Annotated in this window: 22 protein-coding genes; 13 read left to right on the forward strand and 9 right to left on the reverse strand. The window is 74.1% G+C overall.

The window, feature by feature from the left end:
• Positions 1-83 precede the first annotated feature (83 nt).
• The gene (locus ACRB68_RS06980) at positions 84-1,967 is read left to right on the forward strand and encodes an endonuclease/exonuclease/phosphatase family protein (RefSeq protein ID WP_328593856.1); all 1,884 of its coding nucleotides are present in this window, start codon (positions 84-86) and stop codon (positions 1,965-1,967) included.
• 285 nt (positions 1,968-2,252) lie between these two features.
• A complete protein-coding gene (locus ACRB68_RS06985; protein WP_153531311.1) occupies positions 2,253-2,441 on the forward strand; it encodes a hypothetical protein in 189 nt (62 codons plus the stop codon).
• 157 nt (positions 2,442-2,598) lie between these two features.
• On the opposite strand, the gene ACRB68_RS06990 is transcribed toward ACRB68_RS06985, so the two are convergent.
• Positions 2,599-5,073 (reverse strand): hypothetical protein, encoded by a 2,475-nt coding sequence (locus tag ACRB68_RS06990; protein ID WP_153531312.1) that lies wholly within the window; start codon positions 5,071-5,073, stop codon positions 2,599-2,601.
• Between the two features lie 108 nt (positions 5,074-5,181).
• Complete coding sequence (locus tag ACRB68_RS06995; protein WP_153531313.1) at positions 5,182-5,769, reverse strand: DUF1707 SHOCT-like domain-containing protein; 588 nt, start codon at positions 5,767-5,769, stop codon at positions 5,182-5,184.
• A gap of 192 nt (positions 5,770-5,961) precedes the next feature.
• On the opposite strand from ACRB68_RS06995, the gene ACRB68_RS07000 reads away from it, so the two are divergent.
• The 3 genes from ACRB68_RS07000 (at position 5,962) to ACRB68_RS07010 (ending at position 8,323) form a co-directional block, all read left to right on the forward strand.
• On the forward strand, positions 5,962-6,546 hold the full coding sequence (locus ACRB68_RS07000; RefSeq protein ID WP_328593857.1) for a Uma2 family endonuclease: 585 nt from the start codon (positions 5,962-5,964) through the stop codon (positions 6,544-6,546).
• A 104-nt stretch (positions 6,547-6,650) separates the two neighbouring features.
• A complete protein-coding gene (locus tag ACRB68_RS07005; RefSeq protein WP_153532385.1) occupies positions 6,651-7,580 on the forward strand; it encodes an NADP-dependent oxidoreductase in 930 nt (309 codons plus the stop codon).
• 53 nt (positions 7,581-7,633) lie between these two features.
• Positions 7,634-8,323, forward strand: a complete 690-nt coding sequence (locus ACRB68_RS07010) for a cupin domain-containing protein (protein WP_153532386.1) — start codon at positions 7,634-7,636, stop codon at positions 8,321-8,323.
• Between the two features lie 18 nt (positions 8,324-8,341).
• On the opposite strand, the gene ACRB68_RS07015 is transcribed toward ACRB68_RS07010, so the two are convergent.
• Genes ACRB68_RS07015 through ACRB68_RS07030 form a run of 4 tightly spaced genes read right to left on the reverse strand, consistent with a single transcriptional unit; the run spans position 8,342 to position 12,254 of the window.
• Positions 8,342-8,950 (reverse strand): GTP-binding protein, encoded by a 609-nt coding sequence (locus ACRB68_RS07015; protein ID WP_153531314.1) that lies wholly within the window; start codon positions 8,948-8,950, stop codon positions 8,342-8,344.
• Positions 8,931-9,338 (reverse strand): DUF742 domain-containing protein, encoded by a 408-nt coding sequence (locus ACRB68_RS07020; RefSeq protein WP_153531315.1) that lies wholly within the window; start codon positions 9,336-9,338, stop codon positions 8,931-8,933. Before ACRB68_RS07020 ends, ACRB68_RS07015 begins: the two co-directional genes overlap by 20 nt.
• Position 9,339: 1 nt before the next feature.
• Positions 9,340-9,786, reverse strand: coding sequence for a roadblock/LC7 domain-containing protein (locus ACRB68_RS07025; protein WP_153531316.1), 447 nt, complete (start codon positions 9,784-9,786; stop codon positions 9,340-9,342).
• The gene (locus ACRB68_RS07030) at positions 9,783-12,254 is read right to left on the reverse strand and encodes a sensor histidine kinase (RefSeq protein WP_153531317.1); all 2,472 of its coding nucleotides are present in this window, start codon (positions 12,252-12,254) and stop codon (positions 9,783-9,785) included. Before ACRB68_RS07030 ends, ACRB68_RS07025 begins: the two co-directional genes overlap by 4 nt.
• A 277-nt stretch (positions 12,255-12,531) precedes the next feature.
• On the opposite strand from ACRB68_RS07030, the gene ACRB68_RS07035 reads away from it, so the two are divergent.
• On the forward strand, positions 12,532-13,377 hold the full coding sequence (locus ACRB68_RS07035) for a sirohydrochlorin chelatase (protein ID WP_235958763.1): 846 nt from the start codon (positions 12,532-12,534) through the stop codon (positions 13,375-13,377).
• A 43-nt stretch (positions 13,378-13,420) separates the two neighbouring features.
• On the opposite strand, the gene ACRB68_RS07040 is transcribed toward ACRB68_RS07035, so the two are convergent.
• Both ACRB68_RS07040 and ACRB68_RS07045 read right to left on the reverse strand, forming a co-directional pair.
• Positions 13,421-14,215: an enoyl-CoA hydratase/isomerase family protein gene (locus ACRB68_RS07040; protein WP_153531318.1), complete on the reverse strand. Its 795-nt coding sequence runs from the start codon at positions 14,213-14,215 to the stop codon at positions 13,421-13,423.
• 4 nt (positions 14,216-14,219) lie between these two features.
• Positions 14,220-15,122 carry an SDR family oxidoreductase gene (locus ACRB68_RS07045; protein ID WP_153531319.1) on the reverse strand — a complete coding sequence of 301 codons (903 nt, stop codon included), beginning with the start codon at positions 15,120-15,122 and terminating at the stop codon, positions 14,220-14,222.
• Between the two features lie 212 nt (positions 15,123-15,334).
• Here ACRB68_RS07045 and ACRB68_RS07050 point away from each other — a divergent pair, with 212 nt between their 5' ends.
• Positions 15,335-16,375 carry an NAD(P)H-dependent amine dehydrogenase family protein gene (locus ACRB68_RS07050; RefSeq protein WP_153531320.1) on the forward strand — a complete coding sequence of 347 codons (1,041 nt, stop codon included), beginning with the start codon at positions 15,335-15,337 and terminating at the stop codon, positions 16,373-16,375.
• A 7-nt stretch (positions 16,376-16,382) separates the two neighbouring features.
• Here ACRB68_RS07050 and ACRB68_RS07055 read toward each other — a convergent pair whose 3' ends face one another.
• Positions 16,383-17,045, reverse strand: a complete 663-nt coding sequence (locus ACRB68_RS07055) for a DedA family protein (RefSeq protein ID WP_153531321.1) — start codon at positions 17,043-17,045, stop codon at positions 16,383-16,385.
• Between the two features lie 119 nt (positions 17,046-17,164).
• Here ACRB68_RS07055 and ACRB68_RS07060 point away from each other — a divergent pair, with 119 nt between their 5' ends.
• The 6 genes from ACRB68_RS07060 (at position 17,165) to ACRB68_RS07085 (ending at position 24,569) form a co-directional block, all read left to right on the forward strand.
• Positions 17,165-18,055 (forward strand): glutathione S-transferase family protein, encoded by an 891-nt coding sequence (locus tag ACRB68_RS07060; protein WP_153531322.1) that lies wholly within the window; start codon positions 17,165-17,167, stop codon positions 18,053-18,055.
• A 73-nt stretch (positions 18,056-18,128) separates the two neighbouring features.
• Positions 18,129-18,797, forward strand: coding sequence for an AIM24 family protein (locus tag ACRB68_RS07065; protein ID WP_153531323.1), 669 nt, complete (start codon positions 18,129-18,131; stop codon positions 18,795-18,797).
• Positions 18,798-18,972: 175 nt separating this feature from the next.
• Complete coding sequence (locus ACRB68_RS07070; protein WP_235958766.1) at positions 18,973-22,653, forward strand: multifunctional oxoglutarate decarboxylase/oxoglutarate dehydrogenase thiamine pyrophosphate-binding subunit/dihydrolipoyllysine-residue succinyltransferase subunit; 3,681 nt, start codon at positions 18,973-18,975, stop codon at positions 22,651-22,653.
• 84 nt (positions 22,654-22,737) lie between these two features.
• Positions 22,738-22,920, forward strand: coding sequence for a DUF6104 family protein (locus ACRB68_RS07075; protein WP_153531325.1), 183 nt, complete (start codon positions 22,738-22,740; stop codon positions 22,918-22,920).
• 100 nt (positions 22,921-23,020) lie between these two features.
• Positions 23,021-23,848 carry a DUF4097 family beta strand repeat-containing protein gene (locus tag ACRB68_RS07080; protein ID WP_153531326.1) on the forward strand — a complete coding sequence of 276 codons (828 nt, stop codon included), beginning with the start codon at positions 23,021-23,023 and terminating at the stop codon, positions 23,846-23,848.
• 1 nt (position 23,849) lies between these two features.
• Positions 23,850-24,569 (forward strand): PadR family transcriptional regulator, encoded by a 720-nt coding sequence (locus tag ACRB68_RS07085; RefSeq protein ID WP_153531327.1) that lies wholly within the window; start codon positions 23,850-23,852, stop codon positions 24,567-24,569.

Here is a 24,569-nt window from a genome sequence, read left to right on the forward strand (position 1 = left end):
CCGGCCCGGCCGGGCGGCCCGCCCCGCATGCCATCCTGCCTCGTGCCCCCGCAGGCACGAGCCGAGTCGATCCTGGAGGGTGGGTGGCGTACCCAGCGTTCCGGCGCCGCACGGCGATCCTCGCGACGGTCCTGTCCGCGGGCACGGCACTCCTGCCGGTCCCCGCGTCCGCCGACCCCGCACCGCCGCCGCCGGCCCTGCAGGGCAAGCGCATCCACGACGTGCAGGGCGCCGGCCACCTGTCGCCGCTGAACGGCCGGGACGTCGCCGGGGTCCCCGGCGTGGTCACCGCGGTGACCGGCAACGGCTTCTGGATGCAGGACCCGAGCCCCGACCGCAGCGACGCCACCTCCGAGGGCGTGTTCGTGTTCACCCGCACCCGGCCGGTCGCGCGCGTCGGCGACGCCGTCCGGGTCGACGGGCGGATCAGTGAGTTCCGCCCCGGCGGCTCGGCCTCGGCCAGCCTCACCCGCACCGAGATCGACGCGACCGGGACGGCCATCGACGCGCACGGCGTCCCGCTGCCGCCGCCGGTGCTGCTCGGCCCGAAGGGGCGCCGGGCCCCCGCCGCCGTCGTGCGCCGGACCGCCGGCGCGACCGACGTGGAGACCGCCAAGGGCGGCTTCGACCCCGCCCGCAACGGGCTCGACTTCTACGAGTCGCTGGAGGGCATGCGCCTGCGGGTGGACGACGCCGTCGCCGTCGGCCCGTCCCGGTACGGCGAGGTGCCCGTGCTGCCCGCCGGCGGCGCGGGCGCGGGGACCCGCACCCGGCGCGGCGGCATCCTGCTGCGCGCGGGCGACCCCAACCCCGAGCGGATCCTGCTGGACGACGTGCTCGCGCCGCTGCCCGCCATGAACGTCGGCGACCGGCTGCCCGGCGCCAACGACGGCGTGCTGGACTACGGCCTCGGCGACTTCACGCTGCTGCTCACCGCCGCCCCGGCCCGCCAGGACGGCGGGCTGCCGCGCGAGGCGACCCGCCCGCAGCGGCCCGGCGAGCTGGCCGTCGCGACCGTCAGCATGGACGGGCTGAGCCCCGACTCCCCCGAGGGCCGCTTCCAGGCGCTCGCCGCCGACATCGTCGAGGGGCTGCGCTCCCCCGACCTGATCACCGTGTCCGGGCTGCAGGACAACAGCGGCATCGCCGACGACGGCACCGTCGCCGCCGACCAGACCGTCGCCGAGCTGATCACCGCGCTCAGCGAGGCGGGCGGCCCGGCCTACGACTGGCGCTCCATCGCGCCGCGCAACAACGCCGACGGCGGCGAGCCGGGCGGCAACAACCGCGTCGGGTTCCTGTTCCGCACCGACCGCGGCCTCGGCTTCACCGACCGGCCCGGCGGCGACCAGGCGGACGGGAACCCGCCCGACGCCGCCGTGCAGCCGGTGCGCGTGGACGGGCAGGCGGGCCTGTCGCTCAGCCCCGGCCGGATCGCGCCCGCCGACCCCGCCTGGAGCGGCACCCGCAAGCCGCTGGCCGGCGAGGTCACCTGGCAGGGCCGCCGCATCATCGTGGTCGCGAACCACTGGTACCCGCGCACCGCCGAGGACCAGCCGGTGTTCGGCCGCGCCCAGCCGCCGCTCCGGCCCTCGGAGTGGCGCCGCGACGCGCAGGCCAAGGTGGTGGCGGGGTTCGTCCGGTCGGTCCGGGCGCAGGACCGCGACGCCGCCGTGATCGTCGCGGGCGACCTGAACGAGCGCGACTTCGCGCCGCCGGTGCGCACCCTGGCCAAGGAGGGCGACCTGCGCGACGCGGCGGACGAGGTCCCGGCCGACCGGCGCTACACCGCGGTGACGGGCGGCAACGCCCAGACCCTCGACCACATCCTGCTGAGCCCGGCGCTGCAGCGCCGCCGGCACGAGGTCGCGATCGTGCACCGCAACGCCGAGTTCGCCGACCGGGCCGGGGACCGCGACCCGACGGTGGTCCGCATCGACCTGACCGGCAAGGCGCCCGCGAAGTAGCCGGTCGTGAAGCGGTGACCGGCGAGCGCTGCCCAGTGCCGCCGGCCACCGCCGACCATCCGGTTATCGCCCTGGATGCCGGATTCGCTACACCGGCCGGCCGAGACGCCCCATCCGCAACCGCCCGCGCGCCCGCAGCGCCGTCCGAAGCGGGCAAACCCCCGGGGCACTTGGGGAAGGGCATAACGCCGGCGGCGGCACCGTACCGAAAGTCCTTCGTGTTTTGCCCGGCTTCGTCCGGGGATCGGTGCGGCGAGACACCCCCTGCGACAAGGAGCCGCCGCCATGGCGCGACGATACGGCCGTTCCGGCATCAGCCTCGTCGGACTGATCTACATCCTGATCGGGATCTTCGTGGCCTGGGACCGGGGCTACATCAACCCCGACCTCATCCGCCGCGTGGTCAGCGCGCTGCTGGCCATCTTCCTGTGGTTCCTGGTCCTGCTTGGCGTGGACCTGCACATCCACACCTGATCCCGCCCCGTCCCGGACTATGTGGCCGCGAGGGCATAGACCCAGTGGAAGGGCGGAGGTACGTTCCGTGCATGGCTAAAGGTGGATGCAGTTGCGGTCACGGCGGTTCCTGCTCTTGCCCGAAGGGCTGTTCCTGCGGCTGCAACGGGTAGCCCGCTCACGGCGCCGCCATGCGCAGCAGCGTGAGCCGGGTGCCGCGGTGATCGGCCGCCGCGCCGATCCCGAGCAGCTCGCGGCCCGCTGAGGCCAGCGCGGTGATCCGCTGCTCGCCCGTCCCGGCGCCGCGCACCGGGACACGCCGCCAGGTCAGCCCGTCGGCGGAGGCGAGGACGACCGGGGCCTTCGCGGCGGGCGCGGCCAGCACGAACCCGGCGGGCGTCGCGGTCACCGCGACCGGCGCCGCCGGGGCCGGCAGCGGCCTGGTCTGCCAGGTCCGGCCGGCGTCGGCGGAGACCGCGAGGAAGGACGCCGGGGCGCCGCCCGCGCGGCCCTCGCCGACCGCCAGCACCCGGCCGCCGGCCGCGACGACGCGGGCGAACGACGCGCCGGTGACGCCGGGCGGCGGCGCCGGGGCGGTCGCGGCCGTCCAGGTGGCGCCGTCGGGCGAGGTGAGCACGGCCGGGACGTCGGCGTCGCCGCTGCGGCGCGCGCCGACCGCCACGTAGCCCTGGCCGGCCGCGGCGACGTCGCGCAGCCGGAGCGGCCCGGCGAGGACGCCCCGGGCGGCGGTGCCGCGCGTCCAGGTCTTCAGGTCGGCCGAGCGCCAGACCGCCGCCGCGCCGCGGCCCGTGCCGACCGCGACGTAGCCGCCGGGGCCTGCGGCGACGGCCTGCGGGGCACCGTCCATGGCCGGGGCCTTCGCCCAGGTCGCGCCGTCCGGCGAGGTCAGCATCAGCGGTGCCGCGACGCCCCGGACCGGCTGGGCGCGGCCGAGCGCGACCCATCCCGCCGGGCCGAAGGCGATCTCGGTGAGCCGCCGCCGGGGCTGGCCCGGCCCGCCCGCCGGGCCGCCGGGGCCGGGAAGCTGCACGCGGGCCCAGCGGGCGCCCCCGGTCGCGCTCCACACCGCGGCCTCGCCGTTGGCGCTGCCGACCGCGACCGTCCGGCCGCCGCCGGACGCCACCGCCGCGACCGTGCGCTCGGGCCGGACCGCCCCGGGGACGCCGCGCAGGTCGACGGGCCCGTTGAACATCAGGTAGGGGTCGTCGCCGGCCCGCCCGGCCAGCACCGGGACGCCGCCGTCGGCCACGGCGAGGTCGCCGACGGCCGGGGCCGGCGCCTGTGCCGGGCCGCCGAGCGAGACGTCGGGACGCCAGGCGCGGCCGTCCTGGCTGCGCAGCAGGACATGGGTGCCGCCGGCGCCGCGCACCAGGGCGGCGAACCCGCCGCCCGCCCCGGCGAGCCGCTCGGTCCCGGCGTAACCGGGCACGCCGATCTCCCCGGCGGGCGTCCACGCCCGGCCGTCCGGGGAGGTGACGACCGCGCCGTAGCGGGTCGTCGCCCGGCGCTTCCCGCGCCCGGTGCTCCGCTGCGCCTCGCGGACGGCGACGAAGCCGCCGGGGCCCGCCACGGGGCCGGAGGCGGCGCCCGGGCCCGGCAGGGCCGTCCAGGTCGCGCCGCCGTCCTCCGAGCGCCACAGCGCCTCGCCGCGCGAGACGACCGAGACCTTGCGCTTCTTCTTCCCCTTGCCGGCCGTCCGGCTCGTCAGCCGCGCGAACGTGCCGTGCGCGACCAGGACGTCGCCGGACGCGGCGACCCGGTCCAGGCCCGTGACGTCGGCGGGGCGCTCGTCGCGCCGCCAGGCCCGGCCGTCCGCCGAGGTCCACACCACGGCCCGGCCCTTGGCCGCGCCGACCGCGACGAACCCGGTCGCGGTGCGCGCCAGCGCGGCGACCCGGTCGGCGGGGCCGAACGCCGCGCCGCCGGGTGCCGCGGTCCAGGTGCGGGCGTCGTGGCTGGTCCAGGCGGTGACGGCGCCGGCGGGGTCGGCGCCGAGCGCGGCCCACCGGCCCGCGCCGCCGGCGAGCAGGCGCGGCCGGGCGCCGGGCAGGGGCTCGGCGCCGTCGGCGCCGCGCACGGCGGCCGGCTGCCAGCCCTTGCCCGCGGAGACGAGGAACTGGGCGCGGGCGCGGCCGTCGCCCTCCACCTCGCCGCCGGCCGCCACCAGCGTGCCGCCGGAGGCGGCCACGGCGGCGAGGTCCTGCACGAGCCCGTCGGCCCGCGCGGCGGGGTCGGCGGCGAAGGAGTCGTCGGCGACGGTCAGGGCGGGCGCGGCGGGCCCGGTCTCGCCGCCGTCCATCAGCGCGTAGGCGCCGCCGCCGGCCGCGGCGACCGCCAGCGCCACCGCGGCCGCGGCCGCGGCCGCGATCGCCGGGCGCCGCCGGGAGCGGCCCCGGGCGGGCGCGAGCACCAGCGGGAACGGGGCCTTCTCCTCCCCCTCGAACCAGGCCAGCCCGGCGCGCTCCCACACCTCGGCGGAGTGCAGCCAGGGCGAGGCGGCGGGCTTGGCGTCCTCCTCGAAGGAGAGCCGGTGCCGTGCCTGCCGGGACGCGTTCGCCGCGCCGAGGTCCTCCCCTCCGGCGTCCTCCCGCTCCAGGAAGGCGCCGTCCTGCTCAGGGCTCCTCGCCGTCACTCCCGCTCCCATCGGCCGCCGGTCGTCAGTGCGTCCCCATCCAACCGTGTGGGAGCGCTACCTGCACGGACATTGGCCCGAACAACGCCCGATAGCGCCGTGCAAGGCTCATACCGGCTGGCCGGGCCCCGTCACCGCCTCGACGCAGCCCTTGTAGGCAAGGCCGCGGACGTGCACGAGCGGGGCATCGGCCGGCGCGTCGCCGTGCACCTCGCCGGACACGCCGAGACCTTCGACCTCCACCCGCACGCCGGGCGGGACGATGATCCGCACGGTGGACTTGTAGGCGAGCACCCGCAGCCGGGTGACCGGCCCGGCCAACTCGGCGGCGCGCAGGTCCAGCAGGCACTCGCCCTTGTAGACGACGACTTGGTAGGTCTCGGGCAGGCGCCAGTGGCCGGTGCGGCGCACCGCGCTCTTGTAGGCGACCTGCAGCCGTCCCGGCGGCGGCCCGGCCGGTCCGGCGGGGCGCGCGGCGGCGGGCAGGTCGGCGGAGATCGCGGCCAGCTCGCCGTGGGTGCGGGCCTCCAGTGTGCGATCGATCCGCTCGTCCAGCTCGCCGTCGGTCAGCCGGCCCTCGGCGTAGGCGTCGTGCAGCAGGACCAGCAGCTCATCGCGGTCGCGGTCGGAGGCACGCATGTCCGCGGGCGGCGCCGGCGCGCGGGTCGTGGGGGCGGGGCGCTGGTCCAGGCTCATCACGGGTCTCTCCTTCGGCGTCGGCACCGCCGAGCCTGCACCCTCACGCGGGGAGAGGGTCAAGGCGGATCTCGCGATGTATCTTAACTCGACATCCCTCCTTTTTCGAGAGAAACGCCCCCGGCACGCCCGGATCGCCGCCGCGCGGAACCGGCCGCCCCCGTCGGTTACATTCGGCGCGGAGGTGATCATGTGAACACACTGGCCGGTCACGCCCACGGCCCCTACACCCTGTACGACCTGGACGCGCTGCCCGAGGAGGGCGCCCGGCACGAGCTGGCCGACGGCTGGCTGACCGAGCTGCCCGGCGACCTGTGGCACGACAACGCCGCCGACCAGCTGCGCGCGATCCTCAAGCAGGGCGCCCGGCAGGACGACGCCGACGTGCACGTGGCGGCGCCGCAGCAGTACGTCACCACCCCGGCGGGCATCCGCAAGCCCGACGTGTTCATGGTCGCCCGGGACGTGGCCCGGCTCGCGCTGGAGCGGCAGAGCCGCACCTACTACGGCCCCGACCTGGTGCTGGTCGCCGAGATCGTGACGCCGCGCACCGCCAGCGAGCGGATCGACCGGGTGCAGAAGGTCGCCGAGTACGCCGCGACCGGCATCCCGCACTACTGGATCGTCGATCTGGAGCCGCGCCCGGCGGTGACGCTGCTGGAGCTGGCGGGCGGCGCCTACCGCACGGTGCGCAAGGTCAAGTCCGGCGAGCCCGTCGTGGTGGAGCGGCCGTTCCCGCTCACCTTCGACCCGGCCCGGCTCTCGGAGATGGAGTGAGGCCCGCGGGCTGACCGCGCCGCTGGCCGGATCCTTGCGAACCTTGGCGATCCGGCCGCTTTCGCGGGATTCGGCGGCCCGGCAGAGTCGTCGGCATGACGAAGATGCGCGCGATCGGCCAGGACGTCCTCGGCGGCCCCGAGGTCCTGAAGGAGATCGAGATCGACAAGCCCGAGCCCGGCCCCGCCGAGGTGCTGGTCCGGGTGCACGCGGCCGGGGTGAACCCGACCGACTGGAAGCACCGCACGCACGGCGGGCTCCTCGGCGCGCCGCCGTTCGTGCTCGGCTGGGACGTGTCGGGCGTGGTGGAGGCGACCGGCCTCGGCGCCGCCCTGCACAAGCCCGGCGACGAGGTCTTCGGCATGCTGCCCTACCCGTACGGCGTCGGCGCGCACGCCGAGTACGTGACGGCGCCGTCCCGGACCTTCGTCCGCAAGCCCGCGAACATCGACCACGTGCAGGCCGCCGCGCTGCCGCTCGCCGCGCTCACCGCCTGGCAGGCCCTGATCGACGTGGGCGGGCTGCGGGCCGGGCAGCGGGTGCTGATCCACGCGGCCGCGGGCGGCGTCGGCCATCTGGCGGTGCAGATCGCCAAGGCCCACGGCGCCTACGTCATCGGCACCGCCCGCGCGGCCAAGCACGACTTCGTCCGCGGCCTCGGCGCCGACGAGGTGATCGACTACACCGCCGTCGACTTCGCCGAGGCCGTCCAGGGCGTCGACGTCGTCCTGGACGGCATCGGCGGCGACTACGGCCCCCGCTCGCTGCGCACCCTGCGCCCCGGCGGCACGCTCGTGTCGATCGCGCTCAGCAACCTGGCCGACATGGACGCCGCGGCCGCCGGGGTGCGCGGCGAGGTCGTGCTGGTCGAGCCCGACCACGCGATCATGAAGGAGATCGCCGCGCTCGCCGAGGCCGGCCGGCTGCGCGCCGAACTCGACACGGTGCTGCCCCTGGCCGACGCCGCCAAGGCGCACGAGCGCGGCGAGACCGGCCGGGTCCAGGGCAAGATCGTCCTCACCGTGGTGGACTAGCGCGCCGATGGTCCGGGCACGGGGATGACCGCGCCGCTACGCTCGGTGCCGTGCTGCTGCTCACGACACTCGACGGCTGGCGTGCCCAGCCCGGCCCGCGGTTCGTCCTCGGCGACGCCGGCGCCGTCTGGGGACCCGACGCCGAGCCCGACCCCGCCGACACCCTCGCGCTCGCCGACGAGGTCTTCCCCGCCGGGCAGGTGCTCGCGGTGGAGCTGACCGGTCCCGGGCTGTCCCCCGGCGTGATCGACCGGACCCGCGCGGCGCGCGTCCGCTACCTGCGGCGCGGCCCCGACGGGCGGCACGTGGCGATCCTGGACCGGCCCGCCACCGCCGCCGCGCTGGACCTGCTGCCGCACCCCGAGGGCGGCTGGTACCGGCAGACCTGGCGCACCGGCCCCGCGTTCACCCCGCCCGGCTACCCCGGCGAGCGCGCCGCCGCGACCGGCATCTACTTCCTGCTGCCGCCCGGCGAGGAGTCGGTCTGGCACGCGGTCCGCTCCGACGAGCTGTGGCTCTGGCACCGGGGTGGGCCGCTCGCGCTCCGCGTCGGCGGCACCGGCGACCGGCCCGGCGACGCCGCGACGGTCGTGCTCGGCCCCGATCTGGAGGCGGGGCAGGCCCCGCAGGCGCTCGTCCCGGCGGGCGCGTGGCAGGCCGCGCGCCCCGCCGGGGACGAGGAGGTCCTGGTGAGCTGCGTGGTCGCGCCCGGCTTCGACTTCGCCGACTTCCGGACGCTGTAGGCCGGCCGGCGGACCGCGTCAGCGGGCGAGCGCGCCCCGGCCGCTCATCGAGCGCATGATGTGCTCCACCAGCGTGATCAGCACCTGCTTGGCCGACTCGCGGTCGCGCACGTCGCAGTCCACCACCGGGATGTCCTCGGGCAGGTCCAGCGCGTCGCGGACCTGCTGCGGGGTGTGCTGCCCCGCCCCGTCGAACCGGTTCACGCCGATGATGAACGGCACGCCGCGCCGCTCGAAGTAGTCGACCGAGGGGAAGCAGTCGGCGAGCCGGCGGGTGTCGACCAGCACGACCGCGCCGAGCGCGCCCTTGGCCAGCTCGTCCCACATGAACCAGAAGCGGTCCTGGCCCGGGGTGCCGAACACGAACAGCACCAGCCCGTTCGGCAGGGTGATCCGGCCGAAGTCCATCGCGACCGTGGTGGTGGTCTTGCTCGCCACCGCCGAGGTGTCGTCGATGCCGATGCTCTTCTCGGTCAGCGCCTCCTCGGTCCGCAGCGGCCGGATCTCGCTGACCGCGCTGACCAGGGTGGTCTTGCCGACGCCGAAACCGCCGGCGACAAGGATCTTGACCGTCAGCGCGGATTCGCCGCCGCCGGCGGAGCCGGGGTCAGAGCGCACGGATTCCATCGATCACTTCCTTGAGTACGCGCTCGCTCGGGAACTGGGCCACCGGCGCGGGCCGGCGGACCTCGATCAACGAGCGGTCGAGCAGGTCGCCGAGCATGACCCGGACGACCCCGAGGGGGAGTTCAAGTTCCGACGCTATCTCGACCACCGACAGCGGCGTACGGCAAAGACTCAAGATCATTTCATGTTCCGGGTCGGGCGCCCACTGCGGCTGCGGGGCCCCGCCCGGGCCGGCCCGGTGCTCGTCGGGGACGCCCGGGGCGTCCCGGGTGACGATCAGCGCGACGAGGTCGAACTCGGCGGCGTCGTAGTGGGTGCGGCCGCCGGTGAGCGCGTAGGGGCGCACCACCGGCCCGGCGTCGTCGTCGTACCAGGAGGAGTCGGGCATGTCAGCCGCCCAGCGCGTCGCCCGCGGCCACCCGCGGGTTCGCCGACAGGTGCTGGCCGACCCGGGTCACCAGCATCGCCATCTCGTAGGCGATGATCCCCAGGTCGGCGTCGGCGTCGGCGAGCACCGCCAGGCACGCGCCGCGGCCGGCCGCGGTGACGAACAGGAACGCCGACTCCATCTCCACGATGGTCTGCCGGACCGCGCCGCCGCCGAACGACTCGCCGGCGCCGCGGGCCAGGCTCTGGAAGCTCGCCGCGACCGCCGCCAGGTGGTCGGAGTCCTCCCGGGCCAGGCCGCTGGAGGCGGCCATCCGCAGCCCGTCGCTGGACAGCACGACGGCGTTCTGCACCTGGGTGACCCGCTGGACCAGGCTGTCGAGCAGCCAGTTCAGCTCGCCGCCCGCGCCCCCGCCCGCATCCAGACCGGCCTGCTGAGGTGATGTCATGGGGTGTCGTCCTCCTGCTCGGGGTGGGATGGGCCGGAGTCGTCCTGGCCGGCCTCGTGCCGGCCTCGTCTCCATCCGGCCTGCATCGCCGACATCATCGACCGCATCGCCTCGGGCGAGCGCGGCGCGTCAGGGTCGGCCTCCGCCTCGGACGGCGGGACCGGTGCGGCGAGGGGCATGCTCGGTTCGGCGGGCTCGGGCGCCGGGTCCGGCTCGGGAGCCGGAGCCGGGGCGGGCGCCGGGGCGCGGCCCTCGGCGGCCAGCCGGGCGTCCACGCGCTCGCGCAGCTGCGGGGCCAGGTTCGCCTGCCGGCGGCGGCGCGGCAGGCCGTCGGCGGTGAGCGCCGGCGGCTCGTCGGCCGCGGGCTCGGGGGCCTGCGCGGTGGCCGGGGCGGGAGCCGGAGCCGGGGAGGCGGGAGCGGGCTCGAACTCGGCCTGGACCGGGTCGGCGACCAGCCGCACCACGCCCTCGGCGGGCGCGGCGTCGGCGACGGCCTGCGGCGGCGCGATCACCTTCATCGGGCCGGTGGAGCGGCGCAGCGCCTGGTCGGGGCCCGGGTCCTCCACGATGAGCGAGGCGGGCAGCAGCGCGATCGCGGTGGTGCCGCCGTAGGGGGACGGCCGCAGCGTGACCTTGATGCCGTGCCGCTGGGCCAGCCGCGCCACGACGAACAGGCCGAGCTGGGCGCTGTCGGCCGGGTCGAACTCCGGCGGGTCGGCCAGGCGGCGGTTGGCGTTGCGCACCTGGTCCTCGTCCATGCCGAGGCCGCGGTCCTCGACCTCCAGCACGTAGCCGTTGCCGACGGCGTGCCCGCTGACCAGCACCGGCGCCTGCGGCGGGGAGAAGGTGGTGGCGTTCTCCACGATCTCGGCGATCAGGTGGATGACGTCGGCGACGGCCGAGCCGAGCAGCGCGATGCGCGGCAGCGGCTGCACCCGCACCCGCGGGTAGTCCTCGACCTCGGCGACGGCGCCGCGGACCACGTCCACCAGCGGGACGGGCTTGCGCCAGCCGCGCCCGGCGGTCTTGCCGGCCAGGATGACCAGGCCCTCGGCGTGCCGGCGCATGCGGGTGGCCAGGTGGTCCAGCCGGAACAGGTCCGACAGCTCCGAGGGGTCCTCGACGCGCCGTTCCATGGTGTCCAGCAGGCTGAGCTGGCGGTGCAGCAGCGCCTGGTTGCGGCGGGCCAGGTTGACGAAGACCTCGCTGAGGCCGCGGCGGGCCGCGACCTCGCCGGACGCGGCGATCAGCACCGCGCGGCGGGTGCGCGCGAACGAGCTGGAGATCTGCCGGATCTCCTTGATCTCGTAGCGGTCGTCGTAGACCTCCTCGGCGGAGGGGTCGATGTCGCCGCCGGCGCGGACCTGCTCGGCCAGGGCGGGCAGCCGGAACGAGGCGAACTCCACCACCCGGCCGGCCAGCGTGCGGCACTCGCGCACCAGCCGCCGCGCCACCCGCCAGGCGATCAGCGCGGAGACGACCACCGCGAGCAGGCCGAGGCCGCCGGCGATGGCCAGCCGGGTCAGCACGCCGCCCGCCATGCCCTCGGCGCGCTCGGTGACGCCCGCCAGGACCTGGTTCTCGAACTCCAGCAGCCGGGTGGTGACCACCTCGGCCGAGCTGCGCCAGCTCCCCGCGGTGACGGCCTGGCCGGCCCGCGCGTTCTTGCCGGGCTTGGGCGCGCGGCCGCGGATGATCTCGTCCTCGAGCGTCTGCAGCCGCTGGAACTCCGGCGAGGCGGTCAGGCGCTGGTAGCGGTGCCGGTCGGCCGGGCGCAGGCCCGGCAGGGTGTCGTCGGCCAGGTAGCGGCGGGCGCCGACCAGCTGGGCGAACTGGGCGCGCTCGGCGCCGGTGACGCGGCCGGCCGCCTGCGCGCCGCTGATCAGCGCGTCCTCGCGGGCCAGGTACTCGTGGGCGCGGCCGAACGCGGTCAGGGTGCGCGCGTCGGAGGCGGTGGCGCCGTCCTTCGGCGCCACCGCGCTGTAGATCTCGAACCCGGCGTCGATCATGCCGGAGTAGACCCGCAGCACCTGCCCCCGGTCGGTGGTGCGCTCGTCGATGCCGCGGCGCACCGCGTCCAGGGTGTCCAGCCGCTGCAGCAGGCTGTCGATGCGGGCCGACACGGTGCGGTTCAGCGCCTTGCGCACCCCGCGGTCGGCGGCGCCGCTGCGCAGCTCGGCGCGGGCCTTGTCGGTCTGCGCCCGCTGCGCGGCGAGCGTGCTGCCGTCGGTCGGCGGCTCGGTCGAGCCGAGCCGCCAGGTGGACTGCCGCCGCTCCTTCTGCAGCGTGTCGACGACGCGCTGGGTGGGCAGCACCACCTTCTGCTGGAAGCTCCCGCTCTGCAGCAGGTTGTAGGCGTCCTCGAAGCTCACCCCGGTGACGAACGTCCAGAGGGCCACCAACGACAGCAGTGGCACGGAGACCAGCAGCGTGATCCGCGCGCGGATGGTGGAGAACCGACGAGTCATCACTGTTCGCAGACCATGCTGTCGAGGGTGGGCTTTACGGGGGTTCTGGGCGCCATGCGGGAAAACCCTCCCGATGCGGGTTGTGCGGGGGTCTGGGGAGCCTACTACGGGAACCGTTCCCAGGTACCGGACCTGTAGGACGTTTCACCAGGAGACCCTAGTTTCCTGCATTTGCCAACAAATACCCCACTGATCAGCACCGGCACGGCCGCCACAGTTCGCTCCAGAGGAGCGGCGGCATCTACAGCACCGCACCGACAGCGTTACCATTCGCGGCGTGAGTCCCGAAAGCCAGGCATCCGAGGCACTTCCGTCGCGCCGCCGCCGCACCCCCCGCGGCGGGCGGCACCGCGGCGACGAATCCTTCCTGCTGCCCCCCGGCTCCCCCGCCCTGGTCCTCGCGGTCCCCGCCCCCGCCCGCCACCCCGGCGCGGGCATCGCCGCCGAGATCGCCCGGCTGGTGGAGCTGGAGCACACCGGCCAGCCGGCCCTGGTCGGGCACCTGGACGGCGAGGAGGCGGCCCTCGGGCCGCTGCTGGCCGGCCTGCGGCAGCACCGTCCCGACGAGCCGGCCGCGGTGGTGGTGCCGTTCAGCACCGTCCCGGACCCGGCGGTGGACGCCGCGGTGCGCCACCACGCGGCGAACGCGCCGGTGCCGGTGCTGGCGGCCGAGCCGCTCGGCCCGCACCCGCTCATCGCCGAGGCGCTGCACGACCGGCTGGCCGACGCCGGCCTCGCCCGCGCCGACCGGATCCGGATGATGACGATGGTGACCGAGGCGGGCGGCGTGCTGGTGGGCACGCCGGGCGACCACGCCGCGGTGCGCCAGGCCGAGGTGACCAGCGTGCTGCTGGCCTCCCGGCTCGCCTCGCCGGTCTTCACCGCCCCGCTCGCCGACGAGGGCGCGCTGCGCGCCGCCGCCGGCCAGCTGCGCGCCTCCGGCGTGTCGACCGTCGCGATCGCCCCGCACCTGATCGGGCACGAGCCCGAGGTCGGGCGGCTCGCCGCGGCGGCCGCCGCGATCGGCGCCGGGCACTCCGCGCCGCTCGGCCCGCACCCGGCGCTCGCCCGGCTCGCCGCGCTGCGCTACGTCGAGGCCCTGGCCGGCGCGCTGGCCGGCTGACCGGCGCCGCCGGCCCGCACGCGCGTGCGGGCCGGCGGCGGTGTCAGCGGTTCTTGAACTCCGGCGGCCGCTTCCGCAGCCGCGCCGTCATGCCCTCGGCCAGGTCCTCGGTGAAGAAGGCCAGCGTCTGCACGCCGGTCTCCATCGCCAGCTGCCGGCGCAGGCCCGGCGCGTCCAGGGACGCGTTCAGCAGCTCCTTGGTGCGCCGCAGGCCGTAGGGGGACTTGGTGAGCAGTTCCGCGGCGAGCGCGCGGGCTCCTGCCAGGTCCCCGCCCTCCTCGGTGATCTCGGTGACGAGGCCGAGGGCGTCCGCCCGCGCCACGTCCAGCCGCTGCGCGCGGTAGCCGAGCTCGGCCGCGCGGGCGGGGCCGACCAGCCGGGGCAGCAGCCACGACAGGCCGCAGTCCCCCGCTGACAGGCCGAGATCGGTGAACGGCAGCACGAACCGGGTGGTCGGGTCGGCCACCCGCAGGTCGCAGGCGAGCGCCCAGGCCACGCCCATCCCGGCCACCGGGCCGTGCAGCGCCGCGATGACCGGCTGCGGGATCTCCCGCAGCCGCGCCGTCACCTCGCCGCCGCGCGCGATGCCCCGATAGATCCGTTGGACCCTGCCCTCGTCACCGCTGCCGGGGTCGCCGCCCTGCAGGTCCATCCCCGAGCAGAAGCCGCGCCCCTCGCCGGTGAGCACGACGACGCCGGTCGCCTCGTCGCGCATCAGCCCGTGCAGGACGTCGAGCATCTCCTCGGTGACTTCTCCGTCGACGGCGTTCAGGCGCTCCGGGCGGGACAGGGTGATGGTGAGCACCCCGTCCCCCCGGTCCAGCCGCAGACCAGCCAACGGCTCAGGAGGTGAGCTGCTGGATCAGCGGCCCCATCTGCTCGCCGACGTTCTTGAACACCGTGAGCGGGTCGGCCGAGTTGATCGCGGCCCAGTTGTCGCGGACGGCCTCCACCGACAGCGTCTCCTTCTGGCCGTAGCCGGGGCCCTCCGCCACGAAGATCTTGGCGATGCGGCCGCCGCCGACGGTGTAGACCTCGCCCGAGTCGGGGTTCTCCTCGTGCGCCAGGTAGGCCACCAGCGGGGTGACCTGGTCCACGCCGAGCTTGTCGGCGAAGTCGGCCGGCAGCAGGTCCTCGGTCATCCGGGTCCAGGCGACCGGGGCGATCGCGTTGGCCTTGATGTTGTACTTGGCGCCCTCGTGCGCGAGCGTCTTGGTGAAGCCGACCAGGCCCATCTTGGCGGTGGCGTAGTTGGCCTGGCCGAAGTTGCCGAACAGGCCGGCCGGCGAGGAGGTGTTGACGATGCGGCCGTAGCCCTGCTCGCGCAGGTGCGCCCAGGCGGCGCTGGCGACCAGGAACGAGCCGCGCAGGTGCACCGCGATGACCGAGTCGAACTCCTCGACCGACATGTTCTTGAACGACTTGTCGCGCAGGATGCCCGCGTTGTTGATGACGATGTCGACCTTGCCGAAGGTGTCCAGCGCGGCCTGGATCAGGCCCTGCGCGCCCTCGGTGGTGGCCACGTTGCCGGCGTCGGCGACGGCCTCGCCGCCGTTCTTCCTGATCTCCTCCACGACCTGCTCGGCCGGGCCCGCCGAGGCGCCGGCGCCGGTGCGGTCGCCGCCCAGGTCGTTGACGACGACCTTGGCGCCGCGCGCGGCCAGCTCCAGCGCGTGCTGGCGGCCCAGGCCGTGCCCGGCCCCGGTCACGACCGCGACGCGGCCGTCGTAGCGCAGTTCCGTCATCCCTGTTCTCCTCACATCGCACCGACTGCGTGCCCCGGAGGTAATCACCCACGGGTTACCCAGTGGTACCACGCCGACCGAACGCCGCTCGGCTTCGCCCCCCGGATTTCGGGGAATCCCTGGGGAAGTTGACCTGAATACCGGTTTCGGACGGTCTGTCGGCGTAGTGTCCTCACCCACCCCGCCTGCCCGCGAGCCTGGAGGTCCCCGGTATGAGCGCTCGTCCTCTCCGGGTCGTGCAGTGGGCGACCGGCGCCCTCGGCCGCAGCGTGATCCGCGGCGTGCTGGAGCGGCCGGACCTGGAACTGGCGGGCGTGCGGGTGTACGACGAGGCCAAGGCGGGCGTGGACGCCGGCACGCTGGCCGGGCGCGGCCCGGCGGGCGTCGCGGCGACCGCCGACCCCGGCGAGATCCTGGAGCTGGACGCCGACTGCGTCGTCTACGCCCCCGCCCCCGGCGATCCGTTCGCCGACCTGGAGACCGTCTGCGCGCTGCTCGCCTCGGGCAAGAACGTCGTCGCCACCAACGGCTACGTCTACCCGCACGCGCACGGCCCGCGCCTGGTCGCCGAGCTGACCGACGCCTGCAAGCGCGGCGGGACCTCGCTGCACGGCACCGGCGTCAACCCCGGCTTCATGTCGGACCTGATGCCGCTGATGCTGTCGCGGCTGTCCCGGCAGATCACCCACGTGTACGCCCGCGAGTGCTCGGACTTCGCCGGCCACCCGTCCTGGCGGATGGTGCACGACATGGTCGGCTTCGGCCGGGACGAGGACGCCTACCTGCGCGCGCTGCGGCCCGCCCGCGCCATCATGCGGTCGCTGTTCGGCGACAGCCTGCACCTGGTCGCGGCCGGGCTCGGGCTGGAGCTGGACGAGGTGGACCTGGACGTCGACCACCGGCTGACCGGCCAGGACCTCACCGTCGCGGCCGGGACGATCCCGGCGGGCACCGTCGCCGCCGCGCGCTGGACGTTCTCGGGGATGGCGGGCGGGCGGCCCGTCATCACCCTGGAGGTGGTGCACAAGGCCGACGCCGCGCGCAGCCACGAGTGGGGGCCGCCGGGCTACGCGGTCCGGGTGGAGGGCCGCCCGTCGATCACGCTGACCACCGGCGGGGACTGGGTGACCAGCGGCATCGCGGCGGCGGCCGCGCACGCGCTGAACGCGGTCCCGGTGGTGTGCGCCGCCGAACCGGGCATCCGCACCTTCCTGGACCTGCCGCCGATCACCGGCCGCTGCCTGGGCGGATGAGCGCCGGTCAGGTGCCGGTCTGGGCGGGCTCGGGCGCGGTGGCCTCGGCCTCCTCCTCCACGGCGTTCTCGCGGCGGTGCTTGCGCACGCTCCACACCACGATCGCCGCGACCACCGCGACGGCCAGCGCGATCGCCAGCCCGCGCCCGGCGAGCTTGGCGGCGTGGTCGAACGCCTCGCCCGCGTAGTAGCCGCCGAGGGTGAAGGTGCACACCCACACCACGCCGCCGATGACGTTGAACAGCAGGAACTTGGAATAGGGCAGCCGCGAGGCGCCGACCAGGGCCGGCATCAGGGCGCGCAGCAGCGCGGTGAACCGGCCGATGAACACCGCGAACGCGCCGCGCCGCCGGATCAGGTCCTGGGCCTTGCCGACCTTGACCCGGTGCTTGGTCATCGGCTTGGTGTCCAGCAGCCGGACGCCGTAGCGGCGGCCGATCTCGTACCCGACCGAGTCGCCGACGACCGCCGCGGCCACCGAGATCGCCAGCAGCAGCGGCAGCGACAGCTTGCCCTGGCTGGCCAGCACGCCGCCGACCACGATCGCGGTCTCGCCGGGGAACACGAAGCCGAAGAACAGGGCGGCCTCGGCGAACACCAGGAACGCGATGAGGAGGTAGATCAGCCCTGGCGGCAGCCCGTCCACCAAGACGTTGAATTGCTCCAGCATGCGTCCCCCGCTCGCCTTTCGTCCGCCGGCCTGCCTGACGCCGCAATCGTATCCGCGGCCTTCCGGGCCCGGATCCCCCTGAGGTTGGATGGATGTGCGCCCCATAGGAGGAGACGAACATGAGCGTTCAGGAGTTCGCGGGCGGTTCGTTCGTCCGCCAGGCCAACCGCTTCACCGACCGCATAACGGCCGACGGGGGCAGCGGCTTCCCGGCCGAGCCGGGCCGGTACCGGCTGCTGGTCTCCTACGCCTGCCCGTGGGCGCACCGGACGCTGATCGTCCGCCGCCTGCTCGGGCTGGAGGACGCCATCGGCGTCGGCGTGGTCGACCCGATCCGCGACGAGCGCGGCTGGCGCTTCCCCGAACCCGACCCGGTCACCGGCGCGACGTTCCTGTCCGAGCTGTACCTGGCCACCGACCCCGGCTACCAGGGCCGCTACACCGTCCCCTGCGTGTGGGACACCGGCACCGGCCGGCTGGTCACCAACGACTTCCCCGCCATCACCACGATGATGGAGACCGAGTTCACCGCCTGGCACGCGCCCGGCGCGCCCGACCTGTACCCGGCGGCGCTGCGCGCGGAGATCGACGAGCTGAACGCGCTGGTCTACGCGACCGTCAACAACGGCGTCTACAAGGCGGGCTTCGCCACCGCCCAGGCCGCCTACGAAGAAGCGGTGACGGCGCTGTTCGCGTCCCTGGACGCGCTGGAGGAGCGCCTGGCCGGCCGCCGCTTCCTGTTCGGCGACGACCTCACCGAGTCCGACGTGCGCCTCTATCCGACGCTCGCGCGGTTCGACACCGTCTACCACGCGCACTTCAAGTGCAACCTGCGGCGCCTGGCCGACTACCCGAACCTGTGGCGTTACGCACGCGACCTGCACGCGATCCCGGCGTTCGGCGAGACCACCGACCTGGACCAGATCAAACGGCACTACTACGCGACGCAGCGCAACGTGAACCCGTCGGGCGTGGTGCCGCTCGGCCCGAAGATCGACTGGTCTCGCTGAACCCGGCGGATCATCCCGGAGACGTCATTATGCTGGCGCTTCGTCCGTTCGATCTTCGAGGAGAGGCCCAGCGATGCGCAGCTCGTTCTTCGGCAACATGGACCAGGAGCAGCTTCCCGGTCACTTCGCCCTGCAGAATTCCAAGATGCTCCGGGTGCACCTGAACGGGGACGTCATCGCCCGCCAGGGCTCCATGGTCGCCTTCCAGGGCCAGATGGACTTCGAGTACCAGGGCGCCGGCGGCGTCGGCAAGTTCCTGAAGAAGGCCCTGACCGGCGAGGGCGCGCCGCTGATGCGCGCCAAGGGCCAGGGGCTGCTGTTCCTCGCGCACAACGCCGAGGACATCCACCTTTTCTACCTGGAGAACGAGCAGATCACCGTCAACGGCGCGAACATCCTCGCCTACGACGCGCACCTGCAGGCCGACATCCAGCGGGTGCAGGGCGCCGGCATCGCGGCGGGCGGGCTGTTCAACACCACCATCGGCGGCACCGGCTGGGTCGCGCTGCACGCCCTCGGCACCCCGGTCATGCTGGACGCCGGCCGCGCCCCCACGTTCGCCGACGGCCAGTCCGCGGTGGCCTGGAGCACCAGCCTGCAGGTCGGCGTGAACCGCACCTTCAAGGCGGGCGCGCTGATCGGCCGCGGCAGCGGCGAGGCCATGCAGCTGGCCTTCCAGGGGCAGGGCTTCGTGCTGGTGCAGGCGAGCGAGGGCCCGACCGTCGCGCCGCACAGCCACTGACCCGGCGCGGACGGGGATCCCACCGCTGCCTGATCGGCGGAGGTCGCCCGCACTGGACCGGGTGTGTCGCAAGTGAGAGTAGCCTTGACTCGTCTCAGAACTCACCTGCGAGCTGCGGAAGAGGGCGATCTCCGCCGTGTCGACAGAGTCGTCGCATACAAGTGCCGACCCAAAGATGACCGACTTCGGTGCCAACGAGTGGCTGGTCGACGAGCTGTACCAGAAGTACCTCGAAGACCCGAACTCGGTTGATGAAGCCTGGTGGAACTTCTTCGCGGACTACCAGCCGGACTCCCGGCCGGCCGCGACGACCGCCGAGGCCCCGAAGGCCAGCGCCGACGGCGCGCCCCCCAAGGCCGCCAACGGCAGCGCGGCCGCTCCGCCGACAGCGCAGCAGGCGCCGGCCAAGGCCCCCGCGAAGGCGGAGCCGAAGCCCCCCGCGACGCCGGCCGCGACCAAGCCCGCCCCGCCCCCGGTGCCCGCGGGCGCCGAGGAGGTCCGGTTGCGCGGCGTGGCGGCCCGGACCGCCACCAACATGGAGGCCAGCCTGGCGGTCCCCACCGCCACCAGCGTGCGGGCGATCCCGGCCAAGCTGCTGATCGACAACCGCATCGTGATCAACAATCACCTCAAGCGCGGTCGCGGCGGCAAGGTCTCCTTCACCCACCTGATCGGCTACGCCATCGTCAAGGCCCTGGCCGCGATGCCGGAGATGAACGCCGCGTTCACCGAGGTCGACGGCAAGCCGGTGCTGATCCGGCCCGAGCACGTCAACTTCGGCCTCGCCATCGACCTGCAGAAGAGCGACGGCCAGCGCCAGCTCGTGGTGCCGAGCATCAAGGCCGCCGAGACGCTGGACTTCCGCCAGTTCTGGGCCGCCTACGAGGAGATCGTGCGCAAGGCGCGCGGCAACAAGCTCACCCTGGAGGACTTCCAGGGCACCACGATCAGCCTGACCAACCCCGGCACCATCGGCACCGTGCACTCGGTGCCGCGCCTCATGCCGGGGCAGGGCACGATCATCGGCGTCGGCGCGATGGAGTACCCGGCCGAGTTCGCCGGCGCGTCCGAGGACACCCTGGCCCGGATGGGCATCAGCAAGGTCATGACGGTCACCTCGACCTACGACCACCGGATCATCCAGGGCGCCCAGTCGGGCGACTTCCTGCGCCGGATCCACCAGCTGCTGCTCGGCGAGGACGGCTTCTACGACGAGATCTTCGAGGCGCTGCGCATCCCGTACGAGCCGGTGCGCTGGGTCAAGGACATCTCGGCCAGCCACGAGGACGACGTGGCCAAGGTCGCCCGGGTGCACGAGCTGATCCACGCCTACCGGGTCCGCGGCCACCTGATGGCCGACACCGACCCGCTGGAGTACAAGCAGCGCCGCCACCCCGACCTGGACATCCTGCAGCACGGCCTGACCCTGTGGGACCTGGAGCGCGAGTTCGCCACCGGCGGGTTCGGCGGCGAGCCGACGATGAAGCTGCGCGACATCCTCGGCGTGCTGCGCATGGCCTACTGCCGCACCGTCGGCATCGAGTACATGCACATCCAGGACCCCGAGGAGCGCGCCTGGATCCAGGAGCGCGTGGAGGTCCCGCACGACAAGCCCTCGCGCGAGGAGCAGCTGCACGTGCTGCGCCGGCTGAACAGCGCCGAGGCGTTCGAGACGTTCCTGCAGACCAAGTTCGTCGGCCAGAAGCGGTTCTCGCTGGAGGGCGGCGAGTCGGTCATCCCGCTGCTGGACTCGGTGATCTCCGCCGCGGCCAAGGCGCACCTGGACGAGGTCGTCATCGGCATGGCCCACCGCGGCCGGCTGAACGTCCTGGCCAACATCGTCGGCAAGTCCTACGGGCAGATCTTCGGCGAGTTCGAGGGCAACCTGGACCCGCGCAGCGCGCAGGGCTCGGGCGACGTGAAGTACCACCTGGGCGCCTCGGGCGACTTCGTGGCCGACGACGGCTCCAAGATCCACACCGAGCTGGTCGCCAACCCCTCGCACCTGGAGACCGTCGACCCGGTCCTGGAGGGCGTCGTGCGCGCCAAGCAGGACCTGCTGGACGTCGGCGAGGCCGGCTTCAGCGTGCTGCCGGTGCTGATCCACGGCGACGCCGCGTTCGCCGGCCAGGGCGTGGTCGCCGAGACCCTGAACCTGTCGCAGCTGCGCGGCTACCGCACCGGCGGCACCGTGCACGTGGTGATCAACAACCAGGTGGGCTTCACCACCGCCCCCGAGTACTCGCGCTCGTCGGTGTACTCCACCGACGTGGCCCGGATGATCCAGGCGCCGATCTTCCACGTCAACGGCGACGACCCCGAGGCCTGCGCCCGCGTGGCGCGGCTGGCCTTCGAGTACCGCCAGACGTTCAAGAAGGACGTCGTCATCGACATGGTCTGCTACCGGCGGCGCGGCCACAACGAGTCGGACAACCCCTCGTTCACCCAGCCGCTGATGTACGACCTGATCGACGCCAAGCGCTCGGTGCGCAAGCTCTACACCGAGGCGCTGATCGGCCGCGGCGACATCACCGTCGAGGAGGCCGAGGCGGCGCTGCGCGACTACCAGGAGCAGCTGGAGCGCGCCTTCACCGAGACCCGCGAGGCGGTCAAGAAGCCGCTGGAGCCCGGCTCGGTCGTCAAGCCCGACGTGGAGGAGCGCATCCCGATCGACCACGCGTCGGCGGGCACCGCGATCTCCCCCGAGACCGTCAAGCAGATCATCCAGACGCAGGTCGCGCTGCCCGAGGGCTTCAGCGTGCACCCGCGCCTGCAGCCGATCCTGCAGCGCCGGGTCCAGTCCATCGAGGACGACGCGCTGGACTGGGCGACCGGCGAGCTGCTGGCGATCGGCTCGCTGCTGATCGACGGCCACCCGGTGCGGCTGGTCGGCCAGGACTCGCGCCGCGGCACCTTCGGCCAGCGGCACGCGGTGCTGGTGGACCGCAAGTCCGGCGAGGAGTACACCCCGCTCAAGCAGTTCGGCCAGGGCGTGTCGAAGTTCTACGTGCACGACTCGCTGCTCAGCGAGTACGCCGCGATGGGCTTCGAGTACGGCTACTCCATGACCCGCCCCGACGCCCTGGTGGCGTGGGAGGCGCAGTTCGGCGACTTCGCCAACGGCGCCCAGTCGGTGCTGGACGAGTACATCTCCTCCGGTGAGCAGAAGTGGGGGCAGCGCTCCAGCGTCGTGCTGCTGCTGCCGCACGGCTACGAGGGCCAGGGCCCCGACCACTCCTCCGCGCGCATCGAGCGCTACCTGCAGATGTGCGCGCAGGACAACATGACCGTGGTCTACCCGACCACCCCGGCGAACTACTTCCACCTGCTGCGCTGGCAGGTGCTGTCGGGGCGGGGCAAGCCGCTCATCGTGTTCACGCCGAAGTCGCTGCTGCGGCTGAAGGCGGCGACCTCCACGGTCGAGCAGATCACCGACGGCGTGTTCCAGCCGGTCATCCCCGAGTCCAACCCGGCGGTCGACCCGGCCGGGGTGAAGCGGGTGCTGCTGACCACCGGCAAGATCTACTACGACGTGGCCGCCGCGCGGGACGCCAAGGGCGCCACCGACACCGCGGTGGTGCGGGTCGAGCGGCTCTACCCGCCGCCGGTCGACGAGATCAAGGCCGAGCTGGCCAAGTACCCGGCGCACACCGAGGTCGTGTTCGTCCAGGACGAGCCGGCCAACATGGGCGCCTGGCCGTTCATGGCGCTGAAGCTGCCGCACCACATCGAGGGGCTGAAGATGTCGCGGGTGTCGCGCCCGGCGTCGTCGTCCCCGGCGGTGGGGTCGGCCAAGCTGCACCAGGCCGAGCAGGAGGCCCTGCTGGCCCGCCTGTTCGGTGCGGACGAGCAGTAAGCACGCGGTAACGCTGACGGCCGAAGGCTCCGGTGCGCGGTCGCGCACCGGGGCCTTCGCCGTTGCGCACACGAGGAGGGGCGGATGTACTTCACCGACCGGGGCATCGAGGAGCTGGCGGACCGGCGCGGCGCCGAGGAGGTCAGCCTGCAGTGGCTGGCCGAGCGGCTGCGCGAGTTCGTCGATCTCAACCCCGAGTTCGAGACGCCGGTCGAGCGGTTGGCGACCTGGCTGGCCCGGCTGGACGACGAGGACGACGACGAATAACGCGATACATCTTGACTTTCCCGTGACGCGACATATCGTGTTATCGACGGCGGGTCCCCCGCCTCGGTGACACGAGCGCCCGGACGAAAGGCATCCCGCGATGTCGCGATGGACCATCGAGGAACCGACCACCCTGGACTTCGACGGGGTGGTGGCGCTGCGCACCACCCTCATCGCCGGCAGCATCTCGGTGCTGGCCTCCGACGAGCGGCCCTCGGTGCAGATCAGCCGGGTCGACGGCGCGCCGCTGACGGTGACGCACGAGGCCGGCATGCTGACGATCAGCCACGAGCGGCTGCTGGAGGGCGTGCTCAGCCTGCTGCGCTCCCACCGGGTGCGCGCCGACATCACCGTCACCGTGCCGCGCGAGTGCCCGGTCACGCTGAACCTGGTGTCGGCCGACGCGGTGGTGAGCGGGGTCGTCGCCCGCACCTCGGTCAAGAGCGCCTCCGGCCTGGTCACCATCGACGGCGTCACCGGCCGGGTGGACGCCAACACCGTGTCCGGCGCGGTCGAGGCGCAGGGCCTGGACGGCTCGATCGACTTCGTGTCGATCTCGGGCGACCTGTCCCTGGCCGGCGGCACCGTGCAGCGGTTGTCGGCCCGCTCGGTCAGCGGCCGGATCGCCGCCGACGTCGAGCTCGGCGACTCCGGCAGCGTCGAGGTCAACACGGTGTCGGGCGAGGTGACGCTGCGCGTCCCCGAGAGCACCGGCGCGACCGTCACGCTGAACTCGGCGTCCGGGCGGATCGCCAGCTCCTTCGCCGGGCTCGGCCGCGCGGAGCGGCCCGTCGCCCAGCAGCTCTCCGGCGAGATCGGCGACGGCTCGGGACGGCTGGCGGTGCTCACCGTGTCCGGCGGCGTCACCTTGCTCGCCCGCCCCGGCGACGACGCCGGAGAGATCACCACCCCGCGAATGGAGAAGTGAGTTGAGCCCCGTCTTCGGCCACGGCCGCCTGCGGCTGTACCTGCTCAAGCTGCTGGAGGAGAGCCCGCGGCACGGCTACGAGGTGATCCGGCTCCTGCAGGACCGGTTCCTCGGGGTCTACTCCCCCTCCCCCGGCACCATCTACCCCCGGCTCGCCCGGCTGGAGGCCGAGGGCCTGGTCAGCCACGAGGTGGTGCGCGGCAAGAAGGTCTACACCCTCACCGACAAGGGCCGCGCCGAGCTGGAGCGCCGGATGGACGAGCTCGCCGAGCTGGAGGAGGAGATCTCCGCCTCGGCGCAGGAGTTCGCCCGCGAGGTGCAGCAGGACGTCCGGCAGACCGTCCGCTCGCTGCGCGAGGAGCTCACCCAGGCCGCCCGCACGATGCGCGCCGAGAACACCGTCGCCTCCAAGGACGCCTGGAAGGAGACGACCGAGCGCCAGAAGGAGGAGTGGCGCCGCCAGAAGGAGCACTGGCGGGAGCAGAAGCAGAGCTGGAAGGAGGAGTGGCGCCGCAACTGGGAGGAGGCGTGGAAGTCCGCGACCGGCACCAGGGACGACGTCATCCGGCTGAAGCTGGAGCGCGTCCTCGGCCGGTTCGTCGAGGACGTCCGCGAGCAGGCCAAGGGGGCCGGCCTGGACGAGGAGGGGCTGGCCGCCGCCGAGGCCCTCCTCGCCGAGACCCGCGAGCGCCTGCGCCGGGAGATCTTCCGCAAGGACTGA

The sequence above is a fragment of the Actinomadura macrotermitis genome, assembly GCF_009604375.1.
GTDB lineage: Bacteria > Actinomycetota > Actinomycetes > Streptosporangiales > Streptosporangiaceae > Spirillospora > Spirillospora macrotermitis.

What these genes read in the sequence shown, in the direction of transcription:
- ACRB68_RS06985 (WP_153531311.1), top strand. Translation starts at nt 2,253, where the DNA reads ATGGCGCGACGATACGGCCGTTCCGGCATCAGCCTCGTCGGACTGATC.
- ACRB68_RS06995 (WP_153531313.1), bottom strand. Translation starts at nt 5,769, where the DNA reads ATGAGCCTGGACCAGCGCCCCGCCCCCACGACCCGCGCGCCGGCGCCG.
- ACRB68_RS07005 (WP_153532385.1), top strand. Translation starts at nt 6,651, where the DNA reads ATGCGCGCGATCGGCCAGGACGTCCTCGGCGGCCCCGAGGTCCTGAAG.
- ACRB68_RS07015 (WP_153531314.1), bottom strand. Translation starts at nt 8,950, where the DNA reads ATGGAATCCGTGCGCTCTGACCCCGGCTCCGCCGGCGGCGGCGAATCC.
- ACRB68_RS07020 (WP_153531315.1), bottom strand. Translation starts at nt 9,338, where the DNA reads ATGCCCGACTCCTCCTGGTACGACGACGACGCCGGGCCGGTGGTGCGC.
- ACRB68_RS07025 (WP_153531316.1), bottom strand. Translation starts at nt 9,786, where the DNA reads ATGACATCACCTCAGCAGGCCGGTCTGGATGCGGGCGGGGGCGCGGGC.
- ACRB68_RS07030 (WP_153531317.1), bottom strand. Translation starts at nt 12,254, where the DNA reads ATGACTCGTCGGTTCTCCACCATCCGCGCGCGGATCACGCTGCTGGTC.
- ACRB68_RS07045 (WP_153531319.1), bottom strand. Translation starts at nt 15,122, where the DNA reads ATGACGGAACTGCGCTACGACGGCCGCGTCGCGGTCGTGACCGGGGCC.
- ACRB68_RS07050 (WP_153531320.1), top strand. Translation starts at nt 15,335, where the DNA reads ATGAGCGCTCGTCCTCTCCGGGTCGTGCAGTGGGCGACCGGCGCCCTC.
- ACRB68_RS07055 (WP_153531321.1), bottom strand. Translation starts at nt 17,045, where the DNA reads ATGCTGGAGCAATTCAACGTCTTGGTGGACGGGCTGCCGCCAGGGCTG.
- ACRB68_RS07060 (WP_153531322.1), top strand. Translation starts at nt 17,165, where the DNA reads ATGAGCGTTCAGGAGTTCGCGGGCGGTTCGTTCGTCCGCCAGGCCAAC.
- ACRB68_RS07065 (WP_153531323.1), top strand. Translation starts at nt 18,129, where the DNA reads ATGCGCAGCTCGTTCTTCGGCAACATGGACCAGGAGCAGCTTCCCGGT.
- ACRB68_RS07070 (WP_235958766.1), top strand. Translation starts at nt 18,973, where the DNA reads ATGACCGACTTCGGTGCCAACGAGTGGCTGGTCGACGAGCTGTACCAG.
- ACRB68_RS07075 (WP_153531325.1), top strand. Translation starts at nt 22,738, where the DNA reads ATGTACTTCACCGACCGGGGCATCGAGGAGCTGGCGGACCGGCGCGGC.
- ACRB68_RS07080 (WP_153531326.1), top strand. Translation starts at nt 23,021, where the DNA reads ATGTCGCGATGGACCATCGAGGAACCGACCACCCTGGACTTCGACGGG.